Genomic DNA, 19,837 nt, shown 5'->3' on the forward strand with positions numbered 1-19,837 from the left:
TATAAGGATAGGATGATATAAAAATGAATATGTTAGGATTATTTTTCTCACTTTTAGCAATTATTGGTTGGAGTGCATATCCAACTTTAGTATCATATTTTGGCGGTAAACCAGTTCAAGGTATTTTTGGAGCAACATGGGGAACTTTGATTGTTGCAATCGTCCTTTCATTAGTCATGGGAATGCCCATGTTACAAGGTTCTAATTTTTGGTTAGCATTTTTCTCAGGGGCAGCTTGGGCCTTTGGAAATGTTTTAACTATTATGGCTTTTGGGATGAAAGATCAGGATGGAAATGCTTTAGGTTCTGCTAAAGCAATGCCAATCTCAACAGCTTTCCAAATTACAGCAAATGTAGTTTGGGGTGTTGTAATGCTTGGTAACTGGGGTCCAGTTTCATCAAAATTATATGGATTCATCGCTGTATTTGTTATCTTGGTTGGAGCTTATATGACAACTTATCAAGAAAAGAAATCAGCTGGAAATAAAGAACTACTTACAAAGGCAGTTGGTGTCTTATTGATTGCCCAAGTTGGTTATTCATTATATGGTATCCTTCCACAATATACTAAAAATACTGATGGTATGCATATGTTTTTAGCACAAGCTATCGGGATGGCAGCATTTGGATTAATTCTTGGAATTTATGAATTAACGAAAAATAAAAATAACATTTTTACACAAAGTGTTACGTACAAACAAATTTTTTCTGGTTTCTTCTTTGCAATGGCAGCATTGGGTTATTTAGTTTCAGCTCAACCTGCAATGCTTGGATTGGCAACTGGATTCGTCCTTTCACAAGTTTCAATTGTTGGAGCAACGATTTCAGGAATTGTCGTTATGCGCACTAAAAAAACGGGTAAAGAATGGTTAGTTATTATTATTGGTCTTATACTAATTGTAATTGCGGCTTCTGTAACAGTTTTCTTAAAAAACTAGATAAAATTAATTTTAAAACCTTGATAACAATACTATGTTATCAAGGCTTTTTGTTATTATTTGATTTAAAATGTCATAAAATGATAAAAAAATAAACATTAACTAGAACTCACTATGATATTTAAAACCTACTTTCCGATTCAAGTTATAAAAGTCAAAATAATTGTAATTATCAGTTTAGGTGCTAGGATTGGACTTATAAATAAGATAATAGGAGGAATCATCATGGGGGATTTAACAACAAATGAAGGTCAAACATGGGCGAATAATCAAAATTCACAAACAGCTGGGGCTCGTGGACCGGTTTTAGTTCAAGATTACCAATTACTAGAAAAATTGGCACATTTTAATCGAGAACGTATTCCAGAAAGAGTGGTCCATGCAAAAGGGGCAGGGGCTAAAGGCTATTTTGAATTAACTAGAGATATGAGTGATTATACTATGGCAGGTCTTTTCAATGGTTTGGGCAAGAAAACGCCAGTCATAACCCGTTTTTCACAAGTAGCTGGTGAGGCAGGTTATCCGGATACTTATCGAGATGTACGAGGATTTGCAGTAAGATTTTATACAGATGAAGGTAACTACGATATTGTGGGTAATAATACGCCCGTTTTCTTTATTAATGATGCTTTGAAATTCCCAGATTTTATACATTCCCAAAAGCGTGACCCAAAAACGCATGCTAGAAGTCAGGATATGCAGTGGGATTTCTGGTCGTTATCACCTGAAACAGTTCACCAAGTAACAATGCTTATGAGTGATCGTGGGATCCCTGCTAGTTACCGAATGATGCACGGTTATGGAAGTCATACTTTTAAATGGGTAAACAAGCAAGGTGAACAATTTTGGGTTAAATATCATTTCAAAACAAACCAAGGTGTTCATAATTTAAGTAATGAGGTTGCTGAAGAATTAAGAGGAAAAGATTCTGATTACTTACAAAATGATTTGTATAATGCGATTGAGGATCAAGATTACCCCAGTTGGACAGTAGCCGTACAAATTGTGCCTTACAAAGCAGGATTAGCCTATCCGCAAGATATCTTTGATGTTACGAAAGTTATTTCGCAAAAGGACTATCCATTAATTGAAATTGGCCAAATGGTTTTAGATGAAAATCCAAAAAATAATTTTGAAGATATTGAAGAATTAGCATTTTCACCAGCTAACTTCGTTCCAGGAATTGAAGCCTCACCAGATAAATTACTCCAAGGACGCTTATTTGGTTATAAAGATGCTGCAAGATATAGATTAGGTGCTAACTATGAACAATTGGCAACTAACCGTCCTAAAAATGAGGTTCATAATTATGAACGAGATGGTTTAATGGCGCAAAATCAGAACGGTGATGTTAACTATGAGCCCAACAGTTTAGGTGGACCTGAAGAAAATCGCCATGCAGAAGTTCATGGTGATACATTGGATGGAAAAGTAGGCAACTATTCAGTAAATGAGGATTATTATACTGCTGCCGGTAAATTATATCGATTGTTACCTACTGATGAAAAAGCACGTTTAATTGAAAATATTAAATTAAATCTGGGACAAGTTAAAGATATTGAGATAAAGATTCGTGAAACTAAACAGTTTTATCAAGCTGATAAGGAATACGGAACACGTGTCGCAGAAGCATTAGGGTTAGAACTAAGCTTAATTAAATAATTCTTTCGGTGTATTAAAATGTTTAACAAAAAAAAGGAATAAATCACTGTAATCAAACAGCGATTTATTCCTTTTTTTTGTGTTGTTTACATGCCGTGTTCTAAAAGATACTTGTAAGAAATATCTGATAAATCGGGTGAGATACGGACACGATGCAAGGTGAATAGTCCTTGGCTTTCATTAGCGAGTCCTGGTAATGTCGTTAGACCAAGTTTGTAGCCTGCATCTTTAGCAAGTTTAGCGGTCTGGTTATTGAAGCGACCAACTGGATAACAAATAATTGATGTCTCTTGATGAAATTTATTGTTTAGCCATTTTTTCGAATTCTTAAATTCAAAAGTTTGTTGTGCATCGGTCATCTGATTAAGTTCCTCATGATGGACAGTATGACTTTGAATACTTACTAAACCTGATTTTCGCATCTCGTTCATTTGTGGCATAGTTAGTTTGTTTATGTGGCCAAAGTGGCTTGTAATATAGTTGATGGTTGCTTTTTGATGATATTTTTTGAGAGCAGGATAAGCTTTTTCATAGTTATCCTTGTAACCATCATCAAAAGTAATCCAAACAATTTTATTAGCAGGTTTTTTATGTGTTTTAAAAACTTCGATAGCTTCAGCAGGTGATAACGTGTAGTAACCATTTTTTTTAAGCCACTGCATTTGATGGGCAAATTGTGCTTCAGGAATACGAAGTGAATTTCCAACAGAAATACTATGATACATTAAAATTGGAAATTCGGTCTGGCCCTTAAATGATTTCCAATGCGAACTGTCTATTTTAGTATTTGAAATGAGCTTATTTTTCTTAATAGTTTTCTTGGGTAAAGATGAACTTACCTTTTTAGAGCTATTTTTTTGGTGATTAGTATTGGAAACGGAGTGAGAATTTTGAATGAAAAAGAATAATGAACCAATAGAGACGATTAGGACTAAGAATAATAAGATAAACCAACCTTTTTTATGTTTTAACATGATGAACTCCTTTTATGAGAAACGATACTATCTAATTTACCACGCTAAGGTAGTAAGATTCAATTTTTACGCGGATAAAGTCAATAAATGTAAAAAAAGGTAAGGCTATGATAGTATAAAGTACATATTAAATATTTAATTGGGGGAAAATATGCGTAGAACATTTCATTTTTTAAATCAAAGTTATAAGGAATTTTTTCAACACTGGAAATTGTATTTTATTTTAGTAGTTGTTACTAATTATATTTTATCTGCAGTGGTACAACCAATCTTAACTTGGGTGGTAAGCCAGATACTTAGTAGTAACCAAGTCGAATATTTAACCTATACTAACATTATTTCGGTTATTGAGGATAAACCTATATTATTAATTGAGTTTATCCTTGTTATATTAGTTATATTAAGTATTGTTTATATTCAAATGTCTTTCATGATCAGGGGTATTCAAGCTATTCGTTATGATTTAAAAATTGAATTTAAGTCATTATTAAAACAATCAATTCATGACGTTTTAGAGTTACGTCCTTTAACAGCGTTGCTCGTTATTTTTTACTTCGTTTTAATTTTACCATTTGGACAAGTCTTATTTACATCTACTTTATTAAATAAGGTGACTATTCCAGATTTTATTCTTCAAGATATGTGGACAAGTCCAGCTATCTGGGGCCCAATACTTTTAGTCTATGGTGTAGCATTTTTCTTCTCTATCCGATTAATTAGTTTTATTCCAACTATGTTGTTTAGTTCAGAAAAAAGAATCGGTCATTTAATTAAACAAAGTTGGGAAGCTGGACGTGGCAAATTTTGGATAACCGTCACAAAAGGATTAGTAATTACGGCTTCTATAGCTTTTATATCAGGAATTGTTCAAATTAGTTTGTTCCTAATTCAGAACTATGTAGATAATCATTTTCAAAATCAAGCATTTATGATTGTGATGTTTAATCTGTTTATTTTGGAAATTTTAGGACAAATCGTATTAGCTTTAAGTGTGACTATGTTGTTAGGTATTGCGCTAGATGTTTTTGAAGAACAACAACCGCATTTGAAACCCGTTCAAGAAACATTCTATAAAGAGAAACGCTTTATTAAATTACAGAAAGTTAGTGTCGTTGTTCTCCTGATACTAGTTGCAGGGACAGCTTCTATTTATAATTATGTTTACTTAAAGGGGATGCTAAATGACTATCCAGTTCTTATTTCTCACCGTGGAGTTGATGATGGAAATGGTGTACAAAATACCATTCCTGCCTTAGAAAAAACAGCTAAAGAGAAACCTGATTACATCGAAATGGATATTCAAGAAACAAAAGACCATAAATTTGTTGTTATGCATGATCCAAATTTGGAAAATTTAGCGAATGTTAATCGGACAGTACATGATTTAACATTATCCGAGTTAACAGCATTAACTGTTCGTGAAAATGGTTATTCAGCTAAAATTCCAAGTTTCGATGAATATTTAAAGGCAGCAGAGAAGAATCATCAAAAATTATTAGTTGAAATCAAAGTATCTCCGCAAGATAGTCCCAATATGACTAAAAACTTTGTTAAAAAATATCAAAAAAGACTATTAGCTGATAAGGATCGAATTCATTCTTTAAGTTATGATGTTGTTTCACAAGTAAAAAAACAAGCACCAAAGCTTTATATCAGTTTTATTATTCCATATAATATATCATTTCCAGAAACACCAGCAAATGCGTACACTATGGAAGCTACAACTCTAGATGACTCATTTGTGAGCAAGGCACATGATAAGAACCAGGATGTCTATGCTTGGACTGTAAATGATGAAACGATTATGCAAAAGATGTTATTTATGAACGTTGATGGTATTATTACGGATGACTTTGGTACACTTAAACAAGTTGTTCAAGCTAATAATGATCATCCAAGTTATGCAAGTAAATTATCAATATTCTCAAATAGATTAACGGGAATTAGCATAACAATCGATAATTAAATTAGTTAGGTTAGGAAACATAAATTAGAAAAGATTACTATAGATTAGTAGTCTTTTTTAATTTTGTCTAGATGTTAACGTTTACACTATTTAGGTGGCATGCTATGCTTAAGTTGCTACTAAACTGAAATCAGAGGAGTGTCTAGTAAGTATGATTAAAATTATCGCATCAGATATGGACGGCACGTTATTAAATAATGAAAATAGTATTTCGAAGGGTAACGCAGCGGCTATTAAGAAGGCTCAAGAAATGGGAGTGACTTTTGTTGTTGCCACTGGACGAAGTTATGATGAGGTAAAACCCTTAATTGACGCAGCAGGTATTAGTGCACCGATGATTAATTATAATGGGGGCGCTACGGTAACTGAGGAAGGCAAACAAATTAATAGTTTTCCAATATCAAAAAAAGAGGCACAAAAACTCATTAAATTTTTGAAGAATGAACATGCCTTTTTCAAAGTTATGACGTCAAAAGGTGTTTATTCAGATGATCCTCTTAAATATGATGAAGCGGTTATCAAATTAAACTTAAATCCTATTCATTATATAGACGATTACAGTGAAATTATTGATGATTCTGAAATAGATTTGTTTAAATTTCTTATTCGAAAAACGGATGAATCAGATGACTTATCTGTTTTAAAAAATAAAATTGAAGAAAATGAAACACTCATTGTGACTTCTTCAGGGGATAATAATCTTGAAGTTAATCATGTTAATGCACAAAAAGGGATTGCGTTGAAAAAATTTGCTGATAGTATGGGTATTCCTATGTCAGAAGTGATGGCAATTGGCGATAATTTGAATGATATATCGATGTTAAAAGCTGCAGGTATCAGTTATGCAATGGAGAATGGTCATCAAATTAATAAAGATATTTCTAATCATCATGCAAAAAAGAATGATGAAGATGGTGTTGGATTAGCTATTTTAGAACAATTAGCTCAAAAATAAGACAAAAGGACTAAATCCCATTTACGGGATTTAGTCCTTTTGTCTTAATATTTAATCAGCAATTAAATCACCAGCAGTTGGGCCAGCATCTAATTTGTAAATACGTTCAACATCAATGATGACAGCATAGTACATTTTTGGTAAATGGCGTTCTTCACCAAATTTAACAGCATCGTCAAAAATTTTACCGGAATCAATTAAATGTGCTGTGCCTTCAAACCGGAAGCCTTTTAGATTAGGACGATCTATAACAGCAACAGCTGCACGGCCATTATTTTGAAGATTGTGTAATGCATGTTTAGCTGTTTCTTCATTATAAATCAAATGCGTATCATCAAAAACACGCATTGATCCTTTAGGACCAACTTGTGGGAACCCATTTTCATCTACGGTTGAAAGAAAATTAAGTTGTTCAGGAATCATTTTTTTCATATCTTCTGTTAATTTTGCCATTATAAAATCTCCTTTTTATTTACTTATTATAAGTAAAACTTATCATGATTAAGGTATATTGGCAAAATATTAGCTTTACAAAAAACTTGCAAATAGGGCTAAAAAAACTATACTTATATGAGTCTAATAGTGATTTCTAAAAGGACTTCGAAGAAAGACGCTAAAGTGATATGTATAGATTATTAATTTTAACAGTACTAATGAGTCGTAATATGTCAGGATATAAGTTACGATTGGTATTGGAAAAATGGTCGTCCATGATTCTAAATGGAATGAAACTTATTGCTTTAAAATATGTGGTATGAATTATATTGGTGTAGTGGAGCAAATTAAAGATATACAAAAGGAGAATAAAAAATGAAAAAAGCAACAAATCGTTGGGTAGCATTGTTCGCTATGAGTTTAGGTGTTTTTATGGGCCTTTTAGATGTTACTGTTGTAAATGTTGCTTTACCAAGTATGGCAGTTGATTTTAAAACAACATTTAGTGATTTACAATGGATATTAAATGCATATACGTTAATGTATGCAGTCAGTTTATTAATTGTTTCAAAATTAGGTGATATGTTTGGACGAAAAAAAGTCTTCATCGCTAGTACAATTTTGTTTACGATTGCATCTGTTGTAAATGGGCTTGCACCAAACTTATTAGTTCTTGATTTTGGTCGAGCAGTTCAAGCAATTGGTGGTTCAGGAATGATGAGTTTATCAATGGCGTTAGTTGCGTCTAACTTTGAAGGCCGAGAACGTGGGACAGCACTTGGTATTTTAGGATCAGTTATTGGATTCTCAACAGCAATCGGACCTTTAGTTGGTGGATTTTTAGTTGAGAACTTTGGTTGGCCTTCAATTTTCTTTGTTAATCTACCGGTCGGTATCATTGCGATTTATTTGGTTATTAGAAATGTTAAAGAAACACCTGCATATGGCGCTGGGGAATCGATTGATTTTATAGGAATGATTCTTTCAGCAGTTGGATTATTTGCTGGTATTTATGGCTTAATTCAAAAAGAACAACATATGCATTGGGCTTGGACTGATATGCATGTTATGGGATGGTTAATTGCATCAATTTTAATCTTAACTGCCTTTGTTTTTGTAGAGTTAAAAGTTAAATCGCCAATGATGAATTTAACATTATTAACAAATCGTCATTTTGTTGGTGTTGTAATTCTTGCATTTGCACTTGGTGCTGGTATCTTTGCGTTAGCCGCTTATCAAACAAGTTTAATGCAAAATTATATGGGATATTCAGCCTTTTCCACGGGATTACATCAACTACCTATGAGTTTATGGTCGCTTGTCTTAGGTCCTTTTACAGGAGTTCTAGGATACAAGTTTGGTAAAAAGTGGATGATTTCACTTGGATTTATCGTTGCCTCACTTGGTTTATTTACGTTTAGCCAGGTAACAACAACGGACTTTACCTACATGCAATTACTTCCGCTTCTTGTATTAACTGGATTGGGTAACGCTATTATTAATCCGATGATTAATACTGCTGCTATGGATAATATTAATCCAAAAGAAATTGGCATGGCATCTGGTTTATTGAATGTTTTTCGTCAAATTGGAATAACAGTAGGCGTTGTAATTCTTGGTTTAGCACAAACTAAAGCATATGAATCAAGTTTGAGCACTGGTTTTAGTGATAGTCATATTCCTAGTGTAGCTGCAACGGGTATTCAGCAAGCCTTAGTAAATGCAGGAGCATTTTCTGGACATATGGTTGCGTGGAGTCAAAAAATAATAGCGACTCCTTATGCTGATAAAGTTCAAAAGATTGTTTTAACAGCTTTTGATAAAGGCATGATTCAAGTTGTTTTAACATCATTGGTCATTATGATTATTGGAATTCTAGCAGCAGTCTTTTTATTAAGAGAAACAAAAAGTGTCGATCAAAAATTAGATAAATAAAAAAACTTTTTTTATGTCATTAGGTTTATAAGAAGTGAAAGCTGTCATTTAAAATTTTGAGTGGCTCTTTAATGATACCGATATATTTCTGAAGCGTAAGACTCCTAATAGTATCGCTGTTTATAACAAGGCGTATGATAAAATAATATTAATTTAAAAATAAATCATCCAATAAAAGGGAGATTAGTAATGACGAAAATAATTCCTAAGGTTTTAACAATTGCTGGTAGCGACGCAAGTGGTGGCGCTGGTATGGAAGCAGATTTGAAAACATTTGAAGAGTTTGGAACTTATGGTATGGTTGCGCTAACTTCAATTGTTACCATGAATCCAGATGCTGGATGGGCACATAACGTAACTGTTATGGATGCTGAATTAGTAAAAGCACAGTTGAAAACGACAGGTGCCGGCGGAGATATTGCTGCAATGAAAACAGGGATGCTTGGTAGTGTTGCAATTACAGAAGTAGCTCGTGAAAGCATTTTAGAAAAAGAGATTAAGAATGTTGTGATTGATCCTGTTATGGTTTGTAAAGGTGAAGATGAAGTATTAAATCCAGAAGCAGCTGATGCTATCCGTGATTTATTGATCCCAATTGCGACAGTCACAACGCCTAATTTGTTTGAAGCTGGTGTTTTATCTGGAATGGGAACTTTGAAATCACTTGACGACATGAAACAAGCAGCTATTAAGATTCATGAGTTAGGTGCAAAAAATGTCGTTGTTAAAGGCGGTAAAGCTCTTAAGGGTGAAAAGGCGCTTGATTTATTTTATGATGGAACTCAATTTGAGGTTTTAGAAACTGAAAAGATAACGCCTGCTTATAATCATGGAGCAGGATGTACATTTGCAGCGGCCATAACTGCGGGCCTTGCAAACGGATTGTCAGTTAAAGAAGCTGTCTATAAAGCAAAAGATTTTGTAACTGCTGGAATTAAATCAGGTTTTGCATTTAATGAATACGTAGGCCCTTTATATCACGCTGCTTACCGTTTAAATAAATAGGTACTAGAGACTCACTTTTATTTTGTATAAAAATGAGTCTTTTTTTGTTGACTTAGAGTGCACTTTAAAGAGTAATGTAAACATACTAATTAAATTGGAGGATAATGATATGTCAGTAGAAAATAAAGTTGTTGTTATTACAGGAGCATCAAGTGGTATTGGTGAAGCAACGGCCAGAATGTTAGCTGAAGGTGGGGCTAAAGTCGTTTTAGGTGCTCGTCGTGAAGCTAAGTTAGCAAAGATTGTTGAAGAAATTAAAAAGAATGGTGGTCAGGCAACATATGCCGTTACTGATGTCACTAAGGCAAGTGACGTTAAGAATTTAGTTACTTTAGCACAAGAAACTTTTGGTGGGATAGATGTTATATTCAATAATGCTGGAATCATGCCTAACTCGCCCTTATCGGCTTTAAAAACGGATGAATGGGATGATATGATTGATATCAATATCAAAGGTGTATTGAACGGAATTGCTGCAGTGTTGCCTATATTTATTGAACAAAAACATGGACATGTTATTACAACATCATCTGTTGCAGGCATTAAATCATTCCCAGATGCAGGTGTTTATGGCGCAACAAAATTTGCTGTCCGTAATTTAATGGAAGTTCTAAGGACAGAAAGTGCTATGGAAAAAACAAATATAAGAACATCAACCTTATATCCAGCAGCAATTAACACAGAATTATTAAATACTATTACGGATGAACAAACCCTTTCAGGGATGTCGTCATTTTATGAACAAGTTGGAATTGATCCGGTCGCAATTGCACGCGTGGTTAAGTTTGCCATTGATCAACCAGAAGAAGTTAATGTTAATGAATTTACGATTTATCCAACTGCTCAAGCTTAAATTTAAATAATAAAAAAATCTCGAGAATTTATTTTCTCGAGATTTTTTCATTTAGATGATAATACCTTCACAATGATCGACTTCGTGTTGAATGATTTGTGCCATCCAACCTGAAAACTTTTGGGTTTGTGGTTGAAATGATTTGTCTAAATAATCAACTGTAATGGAATCATATCGTTGTGCTGGACGTTCGCCAGTCAACGAAAGGCAACCTTCATTGACGTTGTAACGTCCAGATTTTTTTGTAATCTTAGGATTAATAAAGGGAACATTTAGATTACCAAATTGGCAAACGATAATTCGTTTATTCACACCAATCATATTGGCAGCCATTCCAACACAAACCTCTTTATTTGCTTCTAATGTATCTAATAAATCGGTTACGATTGAGCCATCATTTTTAGTTGCAATCTCAGCTTTTTGTGCGAGAAATATTTCATCGTGCATAATTGATTTTATCATTTTTCTCCTTTGATTTAAGTAGCATAATTAATAAAGAAATGTTGATGGATATCTAGTTAATGATTTTATCATGATTTAGAATATAATGTTATCCTCAAGTAGAAAATTATTATTTTAGGATTAATTAACGTCAATTTAATAGGTAAAAGATATTAAAAAAGTGAGTCATACTCTATTCTCAATATAGGGTATGATTCACTTTTTTAATTATTATTTATGTGACTCTTCTGTAAAAATAGCTTTAACAATATCATTAGCTGTGCGTAAACTAACATCATTTACAAAAGGTCTTGGACTTGCAGCTGTTAGCCAATGAACACCATCAGTCGGAACACCCCAGAAGTATAAACCAGGTTGCGGTGTCTTATGCTCATCTAGTAATAAATTGCTGACAGGGTCAACGTTGACTGCGCCATCTATAACAGAATCACCTTTAGTTGGATTTAAAATTAAAGGATTGGCGATTTTTGTATCGAGTAACTGTTTTATTAAAGGACTTGTTGCTGTTGTCGCATGAACAGCAGGAACGCGTGCTTCAATTAGAGTTGTTGCTAAGTAGCGTTGATCTGGTTGGTTTGCACTATATGTTTCAAATTGATGATCTTTAGTATCGACGACCATTCCAGGTTCTAATAGTGTAACAACATCAGCTTCAACGAGTGCCCGTAATTGTTCAACTCTAATGGTAGGAGGCCCGATTGTTAAAAAGTTATTTAATGAATTAAACCAGCCTAAGAAGTTAGTTAAATAGTCATCATCTGTTAAGAGACGGTTATCAATTAATTGTCTAACCGGAAGACGTAAGTCACGTAAAACCTCAAGAGCACTGGTCAATGGTCCGGTCTTAGTACCTAATTTTGCATCTACTGCATCTTTTTGTAAATGGTCTAACATAACGGCTTTGAAATCTTCATTAGGTTTTTTAGTCATTGGATTTCCTAGATGATCCCAATTAAAGCGATCTTCTTCAAGAATAATTGATCGCTCAACGGTTACTTTAGGATCTTTTAAGAAAGCTAATTGGAATTTTGTTAAATCGATTTTTGGATAATTCTGTGCGACAAGTAATGAATAATATTGATATTCAACGTCATGACTTAATAAGGTCCAAAATTCATTGAAAGAAACGGTACCATTTTCCATGAAAACTGCCATTTTAGCCGCCGTTAAAAAATGAGCTTGAGTTTCTTCGCCGGGTGATTTTTGATTATCCCCTTTGGCATGATAAGGCCATCCACGACGCGAACCTGCCACAATGTGAGGTTCGTTACCGTTTGCTTGATATTGTAGTTGCCCGTTCTCTAATCGCTTAAATAGACCACCACGGCCTACAGTCAAACGGGTCACTAAATCAAAGAAGCTAAGACCTAAGCCACGTAAAATAACAGTATCTTCGTGCGTGATATGATCTAGTTTTGTTTCATTTGGAAAGCCTGGTAAAACATAAGTTAACTTGTTTTCTGTAGCGAATGTATCAAATCTTTTTTGTCCGACAGATAATTCATTTTCAAGATTACCTAAAGACATTACGACATAGTCAACGATGCTAACTGAAGGTAAGGCGGTTGTGATTTCAAATTGATCAGCTTTTTTTGAAATTTGTGTAACCGTACTTTTATTCAAATTAATTGTGATATTGTTAGAGGCACGTTTAAGTAATTCAGCGTAGTACCATTGGATATAAACACCAAAAAGTGCTCTTGTTGCATAATCGTTTGGATGTAAATCTTTAATTTCAGTTAAAAAATCCGCTGAATAATTATTTATTTCGATAAAATCATGAGCATCAGATTGAGCCCATTCGAAAATGTTTGGTCCTGGGATAACTGGACCAATAGATTGGACGCTTGTTCCATAGAATAAACTAATTTGTTGAGCTGCGGTATTCATGATTAATTCGTGTGGTTGAGTTGGTGACCATACGCGCCCACCAACACCATATGGATCATATAAATCAATAGTAAGTGGTGAATTTGAAGGATCTGCTTGTTGCCAAGCAATGAGTCGTTCAAGTGTAATCAGACCTCGTGGTCCGGCACCAATAATGGCTAAATGCATAAAAGTAATCTCCCTTGTCTTATAAAAACTAATTTCATTATAAACTTTAAAACAGAAAAAATCGCTTGATAACGTCTTTAATAGTAAAAATTAATCGTATATTCTTGTTAACTTCTGATAATTTAGTATACTTAATTTGAAAGAATATTTTAAGTACAATCTGAAAGAAGGATTTGATGAAAAAACCAATGTCACTATTGGATAGGGTACTGTTCGCTGGATTAATATTTGCCGGCGGGGGATTTGATGCGTATACCTATATCGTACATGATGGTGTTTTCGCTGGTATGCAAACCGGAAATTTAATTATATTAGGTATTGATATGGGCCAAATGAAATGGGGGGCCATATTCGATCATCTGATTCCAATTTTTGCTTTTATGATTGGTATTATTATAACTAGAAATCTGCAACATCGATTTAAAGAAGAAGATTCAATTAATAAACGACAACGATTTGTTATCGGTATTGAGACGATCCTTTTAATTATTGTTGCATTTATTCCAAGAAATTGGCCAGCACAGTTATCTACAGGAATCATTTCAATGGTTGCAGCAGCTCAACTTCAAGAATTTAGACAAATCAACGGAGGACCTTTTACGTCATTTATGATGACGGGTAATTTGAGGACAATGGCTGAAAGTTTTTATGACGGAATTGTTAAAGGTAATATAATCGCAATGGCTAAAGGTTGGCGGATGTTGGGTGTCGTCTTAGCATTTCTTTTTGGCGCAATTTCTATGGGTGCTATGGTACCGATAATGGGAACTAAAACGATATTATTAGCTGCATTTTTCTTGTTATGTTCATTGATTGGGCTACAATTAAATCCAGAAAAAAGATTATAAAATAAAGGGGTTAAGACAATGACAGAAATTAAAAAGAATCCAAAAGTTGATTTACACTTAGAAAAAGCAACACAATGGAAAGAAGAAATGACACAGTTAAGAGAACTTGCACTCGAAACGGGACTGACTGAAGAATTTAAATGGGGCAAACCTTGTTATACACTAAATGGTAAAAATATTGTCTTAATTCAAGGATTTAAAGAGTATATGGCATTACTTTTCTTAAAAGGAACTCTGATTGATGATGGTAAGGGTATTTTAGTTCCAACGGGCGAACATACTGAGGTTGGTCGCCAAATTAGATTTCATAGCTTAAAAGATGTTACTGATTTAAAAGTAGAGATAAGTGATTACATTCAACAAGCAATTAATGCAGAAAAGGCTGGGTTAAAGGTTCCTAAGGGTAAACCAACTGAATTAGTGTTGCCAGTGGAATTCCAGAAAAAAATGAATGAAATGCCAGAATTGGAAGAATTTTTTGAAACGTTAACGCTTGGACGTCAAAAAACGTATGCACGTTATTTTGCAGATGCTAAAAAAACAGAAACGCGTGAGGCTAGAATTATTAAATATATTCCGAAAATTCTTGATGGTAAAGGACTTAACGATTAGACAGCAAAACAGCGACCAGATTTTATCTGATCGCTGTTTTTTTAATTATATTAATCTAATTTCTTTTTTAATTCTGTAACGATTTCAGCATGTTTAGCTTCAGTCAATTTAATTTTTGACATAAAGATAAGAGCAGCAACAATTATTAAGGCCATTGGAACGAAGAACATGTACATTCTGAATTGTAGTAAACCACTGTTTGTAATATCGCTTGGTTTAGCACTACCTGTCATACCAGCTTGGATTGCGGCAAAACCAACAACACCATTAGCGAAGGCACCAGCTAATTTATCCAACAAAGGACGAACTGCTAAAGTAACAGATTCATTACGTGTTCCACTCTTTAATTGACCGTATTCAACACTATCCGTAATTGTCATCAATGCTGCTAAGAAAACAAGTGGATATGGGAAGAAGAATAAGCCAACAGCAATTAAGACAACAACAAGGTTAGTACCAGCAAATAGGAAGAGAATGTAACCCAATAGCATGACAGCGATTCCGCCAAGGTAGATAGCACGACGATGAACCAATGCAACTAAAGTTGGGAACAATGAAACTGAAATAATTCCTAAGACTGCTGTTAGAACACCAACAGTAGTAAATGCAGCTGCACTACCTAAAACATAATTGAAGTAGTAAATCAAAAGTGAATTTGTAATAACATAACTAAAAGCGAAAAGGAAATATGATAATGATAACCACATTAACTGATCATTTTTACCGATAACTTTGAAAACATCACGGAAACGAACTTTTTCAGTATTTTCACGAATTGCATTTTTTTCAATCTTAGTTCCTAAAATAGTTGCTAAAGCACCTAAGAATGAAACCAAACCGATAACAATAGCAAAACCTAACCAACCTGCTTTTGTTTGTGTATTACCAGTTGTACCTGAGAACATTTTTGAAAAGAAGACAACGATTGGGACGATAACGATAATAACACCTTGAGCACCTAATGTTGAACCAAAACGAGCAATTGTTCCAAATTTAGTCCGTTTTTCTGATTCGACACTTAGAGCTGGTAACATTGACCAGAATGAAATATCTTTAAATGAATAGAAACTATCTAGAATGATATAAACAATGGCAAAAAGAATTAAGTAAAGATAAGGATTGCTTGTAGCTAAACCACCAAAATCAGTGAAAATAAGGATTAATCCAATTGAACTGACAATTGAACCGATTAGTAACCATGGTTTAAAGTTCCCCCAACGAGTACGAGTATTATCAATAACGCCACCAATTAAAGGATCAAAAAAGATCTCAACAATTCGAATAACAACCATCATAGTTGTGACGTAACCAATCATTTTAGCGTTGAAACCAGCATCCTTTGTAACGAATAATTGACTTGTAATAAAAATCATAAAATAAGTGCTAAGTGTTGCATAAAAGGCATCATGTCCAAATGCACCAAAGGCATATGAAGCATATTGTTTAAAATCTTTAGAATTTTTCATTAGTTTAATTCCTTTCGAGTGTAGTTAAAATTAGTTATATCTGTGTTCGATAATCTTATCTAAAATTGCTTGACGTTGTTTTTCTTTAGCAGAACCTAATTGGTTTTCTTCTAAAGAATTAAAATCATTAACTAACAAAACTGATTCAAGGTATAACGTCAATTGACGTTTAATATATATCTTGTTATCTTCATTTGTTTGCTTAGGATTTCCGGCAATAATTGCAGCTGCAAATCGTTCGGCATCAATCGTTAATTTATTTGTATCCATTCTAATGACCTCTTCCTATATAATAGATTTTTGGTAAAAGAAATTGTTATTCATAATAGCAAAACATAAAAATAATAAACGTGAAAACGCATTCTTTTAGTTAACAACTACATTTTACTAAACTTTTACTAAAATGTAAACGTTTTATTTTAGATGTATATTATTTAGACTAAAGTAACTTTTTAGTACCCTTACGTATTTATTGTAGAAAGAATTTATATGAGTTTAGAATCTAATAAATAAAAGTTATGCTTAATTGATATAATTAGAAAGCAAGTCATATCGGTCACGATAATTTTATACAGCGAAGTAGTGTGTCGCTAATAATCTATAACTTTAAAGTGAAATATGATTACTTTAGAAGGGGGGAATTAAAAAACATGATTAATGGTAGGTACCAATGTTGAAAATACAAATGATTTAATAATAGTTAATATAAAAATAACTATTGACAAAGAGTTTTAAAAATAATATATTATGTATGTGGTAGTAACCACTTGGGGGAAAAGTAATGTTAAACGGTAATTATGAGCGTCCACTCTATGATCAATTAGTAGATACGCTAAAAGAAGAAATTGAAAAGAATCTAAAGGTGAATGATAAATTACCGTCTGAACGTGATTTATCTATTGCTTACGATATGAGTCGTACGACTGTCCGAACAGCACTAAATGAGTTAGAACTAATGGGTTATGTATATCGCCAACATGGTAAAGGAACATTTGTGTCGAATATCGCTAAAATTAAGACTGATTTAGGGGGAACGTTTAGTTTTACAGAACAAATGGTTTCCCTTGATAAAGAACCGAGTAGTAAAATAATTAGCTTTGATGTTATTAGTGCTAATGAGTTTATTGCTCAAGGTTTAAAAGTTGAAGTTGGTACCAAGGTAATTAAATTAAAACGATTAAGACTTGCATCAGATGAACCAATGATGTTAGAGAGAACTTACTTACCGTATGCTAAATTTCCCTCTTTAACTGTGGAGACATTAAATAAGCAAGCGATGTATGTCATTTTTTTAGATGATTATAACCAGATTGTAAAAACGGCTGATGAATCTTTAACAGCAGGTGTTATGGCAGGCAATGATGCAACTTTATTAAATTTTTATGAAGGTGCACCTGTTCTTAAATTAGAGCGAACGACGTATAACACAAAAAATGAAGTAATTGAATTTACGTTGAGTATTGCGAGGGGTGATAAATTTACTTATCATATTCGACACAATAAATAAGGGAGGATAATTATATGATTGGTATGGTAGTAGCTGGACATGGGAACTTTGCAACTGGAATGGGATCAAATATTGAACTTATTGCCGGACAACAAGAAAATTTTATTCTTTGTGATTTTATACAAGGAATGACCGCGGAAGATTTAAGCGGCGACTATATGAAAGCGCTTAACAAATTAAACGGCTTAGATGGAATAGTTTTCTTTACTGATATTCCTGGAGGAACACCATTTAATGAAGCAGTTAAAATAAAATTACTGCATAATAATGTAAGCGTTTTAACAGGATCGAATATACCGATGTTATTAGATATGTTATTTAACCGGGATTTGAACATGAGCGCGTTTATGGAGAAAGCACTGGATGCTGGTAAAAAAGGTATTATGCAATTTGAAACAAAAAAAAGAGTAGAAATAGATGATAATGGCATCTAAAGGAGAGCTTAATATGTTTGAGAAGAATGAAAAAGAGTTGGAAATAATGGGCGCAAATATTACAACAGGTGAAATTAAACAACAACCTGAACTTTGGACTGAGGCATTTAATAATTTTAGTGAAAAGTCAGACGAAATAAAGACATTTTTAAAATCAGTTAAATCTACCTCGAACGGGTTGATTCGGGTCATTTTTACAGGAGCAGGAACATCCGCTTATGTTGGTGATACTGTAACACCATACTTAAGTAACCACGGGGATCGTGCAAATTATCAGTTTGAAAGTATTCCAACAACCGATATCGTATCTGCACCATATGATTATTTAGTACCAGATGCTACGACTATTTTAGTTTCGTTTGCTAGGAGTGGTAATAGTCCTGAAAGTGTTGCCGCTGTTGAAATTTCAAGAAAAATAATTAAAAATTTATATCAAATTACAATTACTTGTGCTCCGGAAGGGAAACTTGCTGTTGGTACAAAAGATGACGAACGTAATTTGTTATTGATGATGCCTGCGCTGTCTAATGATAAGGGATTTGCAATGACTGGATCATACAGTTGTATGTCACTCTCAGCGTTATTAATTTTTGATACAACACGTAAGGATATTAAAGAAAAATATGTTGAGACTATTATTGCAATGGGTCATGAAGTGATTAAACGTGAAGCTGAAATAAAAGCTGTTATTGATATGGAATTTGATCGGGTTGTCTATCTTGGGTCCGGAAGTTTATCGGGATTAACAAGAGAGGCACAGTTGAAAATTCTTGAACTAACGGCAGGTAAGCTAACAACAATGTTTGATTCTTCAATGGGGTTCCGACATGGACCTAAATCGTTCGTCAACGAGAAAACATTAGTTTTTGTATTTGTTAACAATCAAGAATATACACGTCAATACGATATTGATATTTTAGAAGAAGTGAGTGGAGATAAAATTGCCGCTAAAGTAATTGGGATTGATATTGAGGGACAGAATAACTTTAGTGGTGATCGTTTCACATTTGAATCAGGAGATGCCCTTTTACCAGAAGGATATCTGGCTCTTGCTGATGTTATGTATGCGCAAACTATTTCATTATTAAGTTCAGTAAAAGTGGGAAACACACCAGATACACCTTCACCAAGCGGTACCGTAAATCGTGTAGTTAAAGGTGTAACTTTACATGCCTATAAATAAAAATTTCAAGGAGGAATTTATTATGACAACACCAAACATTTTACTTGCAAGAATTGATAACAGACTTGTTCATGGACAGGTTGGTATGACATGGGTTAATACGATTGACGCTAATCTAGTTGTAGTTGCGAATGATGAGGTTTCTAAAGATGATGTACAGCAAAGTTTAATGGAGATGGTTATTCCTGAAACTGTTGGAATCCGCTTTTTCGATATTAAAAAAACGATTCGTATTATTGGTAAAGCCTCGGATAAACAAAAAATATTATTAGTTGTTCGTACGCCAGAAGACATGGCTAAAATTATTGAAGGAGGTGTCCCAATTAAGAAAGTAAATATTGGTAATTTACATTTTTCAGAAGGGAAGAAACAATTATCGGCAACTATCTCAGTCGATGATACCGATGTTCAAGCATTCAATAAAATGCATGATTTGGGTGTTGAACTAGAGGTTCAAGGTATTCCGAATGAAAAGGCATCAGATATGATGCGCTTACTGAAAGAATATTAAAAACGTAAATATAATAATAAAAAGGAGGAAATT

The 19,837-nt window shown here is 33.6% G+C and carries 19 protein-coding genes; 13 read left to right on the forward strand and 6 right to left on the reverse strand.

The features are described from left to right. The first annotated feature begins 23 nt into the window (after positions 1-23). Positions 24-938, forward strand: coding sequence for a GRP family sugar transporter (locus AC1RPT_RS00600; protein ID WP_481761049.1), 915 nt, complete (start codon positions 24-26; stop codon positions 936-938). Between the two features lie 222 nt (positions 939-1,160). After that, positions 1,161-2,600 carry a catalase gene (locus AC1RPT_RS00605; RefSeq protein WP_481761145.1) on the forward strand — a complete coding sequence of 480 codons (1,440 nt, stop codon included), beginning with the start codon at positions 1,161-1,163 and terminating at the stop codon, positions 2,598-2,600. A gap of 86 nt (positions 2,601-2,686) precedes the next feature. Here the strand turns inward: AC1RPT_RS00605 and AC1RPT_RS00610 are convergent, their stop codons facing one another. Beyond that, positions 2,687-3,574 carry a polysaccharide deacetylase family protein gene (locus AC1RPT_RS00610; protein ID WP_481761048.1) on the reverse strand — a complete coding sequence of 296 codons (888 nt, stop codon included), beginning with the start codon at positions 3,572-3,574 and terminating at the stop codon, positions 2,687-2,689. A 151-nt stretch (positions 3,575-3,725) separates the two neighbouring features. Here AC1RPT_RS00610 and AC1RPT_RS00615 point away from each other — a divergent pair, with 151 nt between their 5' ends. Further along, positions 3,726-5,540, forward strand: coding sequence for a glycerophosphoryl diester phosphodiesterase membrane domain-containing protein (locus AC1RPT_RS00615; protein ID WP_481761047.1), 1,815 nt, complete (start codon positions 3,726-3,728; stop codon positions 5,538-5,540). Positions 5,541-5,691: 151 nt separating this feature from the next. Beyond that, on the forward strand, positions 5,692-6,495 hold the full coding sequence (locus AC1RPT_RS00620) for a Cof-type HAD-IIB family hydrolase (protein ID WP_481761046.1): 804 nt from the start codon (positions 5,692-5,694) through the stop codon (positions 6,493-6,495). Between the two features lie 51 nt (positions 6,496-6,546). On the opposite strand, the gene AC1RPT_RS00625 is transcribed toward AC1RPT_RS00620, so the two are convergent. Beyond that, on the reverse strand, positions 6,547-6,948 hold the full coding sequence (locus AC1RPT_RS00625; RefSeq protein ID WP_481761045.1) for a pyridoxamine 5'-phosphate oxidase family protein: 402 nt from the start codon (positions 6,946-6,948) through the stop codon (positions 6,547-6,549). 357 nt (positions 6,949-7,305) lie between these two features. On the opposite strand from AC1RPT_RS00625, the gene AC1RPT_RS00630 reads away from it, so the two are divergent. The 3 genes from AC1RPT_RS00630 to AC1RPT_RS00640 all read left to right on the forward strand — a co-directional run bounded on the left by AC1RPT_RS00630 (position 7,306) and on the right by AC1RPT_RS00640 (position 10,723). After that, the gene (locus AC1RPT_RS00630; RefSeq protein ID WP_481761044.1) at positions 7,306-8,865 is read left to right on the forward strand and encodes an MFS transporter; all 1,560 of its coding nucleotides are present in this window, start codon (positions 7,306-7,308) and stop codon (positions 8,863-8,865) included. A 189-nt stretch (positions 8,866-9,054) separates the two neighbouring features. Then, positions 9,055-9,870 carry a bifunctional hydroxymethylpyrimidine kinase/phosphomethylpyrimidine kinase gene (thiD, locus tag AC1RPT_RS00635; RefSeq protein ID WP_481761043.1) on the forward strand — a complete coding sequence of 272 codons (816 nt, stop codon included), beginning with the start codon at positions 9,055-9,057 and terminating at the stop codon, positions 9,868-9,870. A gap of 109 nt (positions 9,871-9,979) precedes the next feature. Beyond that, entirely contained in the window at positions 9,980-10,723 is a 744-nt protein-coding gene (locus AC1RPT_RS00640) for an SDR family oxidoreductase (protein WP_481761042.1), read from the forward strand. 51 nt (positions 10,724-10,774) lie between these two features. On the opposite strand, the gene AC1RPT_RS00645 is transcribed toward AC1RPT_RS00640, so the two are convergent. Together AC1RPT_RS00645 and AC1RPT_RS00650 are read right to left on the reverse strand one after the other, a co-directional pair. After that, positions 10,775-11,185, reverse strand: a complete 411-nt coding sequence (locus AC1RPT_RS00645) for a peptide deformylase (protein ID WP_481761041.1) — start codon at positions 11,183-11,185, stop codon at positions 10,775-10,777. A 210-nt stretch (positions 11,186-11,395) separates the two neighbouring features. Beyond that, positions 11,396-13,243 (reverse strand): FAD/NAD(P)-binding protein, encoded by a 1,848-nt coding sequence (locus AC1RPT_RS00650; RefSeq protein WP_481761040.1) that lies wholly within the window; start codon positions 13,241-13,243, stop codon positions 11,396-11,398. Between the two features lie 176 nt (positions 13,244-13,419). Between AC1RPT_RS00650 and AC1RPT_RS00655 the strand changes: the two genes are divergently transcribed. Further along, entirely contained in the window at positions 13,420-14,091 is a 672-nt protein-coding gene (locus tag AC1RPT_RS00655; RefSeq protein WP_481761039.1) for a YoaK family protein, read from the forward strand. Between the two features lie 18 nt (positions 14,092-14,109). Beyond that, positions 14,110-14,703, forward strand: coding sequence for a YdeI/OmpD-associated family protein (locus tag AC1RPT_RS00660; RefSeq protein ID WP_481761038.1), 594 nt, complete (start codon positions 14,110-14,112; stop codon positions 14,701-14,703). Positions 14,704-14,753: 50 nt separating this feature from the next. Here AC1RPT_RS00660 and AC1RPT_RS00665 read toward each other — a convergent pair whose 3' ends face one another. Together AC1RPT_RS00665 and AC1RPT_RS00670 are read right to left on the reverse strand one after the other, a co-directional pair. Beyond that, positions 14,754-16,169, reverse strand: a complete 1,416-nt coding sequence (locus tag AC1RPT_RS00665; protein ID WP_481761037.1) for a glycoside-pentoside-hexuronide (GPH):cation symporter — start codon at positions 16,167-16,169, stop codon at positions 14,754-14,756. Between the two features lie 30 nt (positions 16,170-16,199). Beyond that, complete coding sequence (locus AC1RPT_RS00670) at positions 16,200-16,439, reverse strand: hypothetical protein (protein ID WP_409021786.1); 240 nt, start codon at positions 16,437-16,439, stop codon at positions 16,200-16,202. A gap of 511 nt (positions 16,440-16,950) precedes the next feature. Here AC1RPT_RS00670 and AC1RPT_RS00675 point away from each other — a divergent pair. The 4 genes from AC1RPT_RS00675 to agaV are packed head-to-tail and all read left to right on the forward strand — an operon-like array spanning position 16,951 to position 19,804. Beyond that, positions 16,951-17,676 (forward strand): GntR family transcriptional regulator, encoded by a 726-nt coding sequence (locus AC1RPT_RS00675; RefSeq protein WP_481761036.1) that lies wholly within the window; start codon positions 16,951-16,953, stop codon positions 17,674-17,676. Positions 17,677-17,690: 14 nt separating this feature from the next. Next, complete coding sequence (agaF, locus tag AC1RPT_RS00680) at positions 17,691-18,110, forward strand: PTS galactosamine/N-acetylgalactosamine transporter subunit IIA (RefSeq protein WP_481761035.1); 420 nt, start codon at positions 17,691-17,693, stop codon at positions 18,108-18,110. 13 nt (positions 18,111-18,123) lie between these two features. Continuing rightward, positions 18,124-19,293, forward strand: a complete 1,170-nt coding sequence (locus tag AC1RPT_RS00685) for an AgaS family sugar isomerase (protein ID WP_481761034.1) — start codon at positions 18,124-18,126, stop codon at positions 19,291-19,293. Between the two features lie 22 nt (positions 19,294-19,315). After that, positions 19,316-19,804: a PTS N-acetylgalactosamine transporter subunit IIB gene (gene agaV / locus AC1RPT_RS00690; protein ID WP_481761033.1), complete on the forward strand. Its 489-nt coding sequence runs from the start codon at positions 19,316-19,318 to the stop codon at positions 19,802-19,804. The last annotated feature ends 33 nt before the right edge of the window (positions 19,805-19,837 follow it).

The sequence above is a fragment of the Dellaglioa sp. CoH-56-MRSF-11 genome (assembly GCF_056782135.1).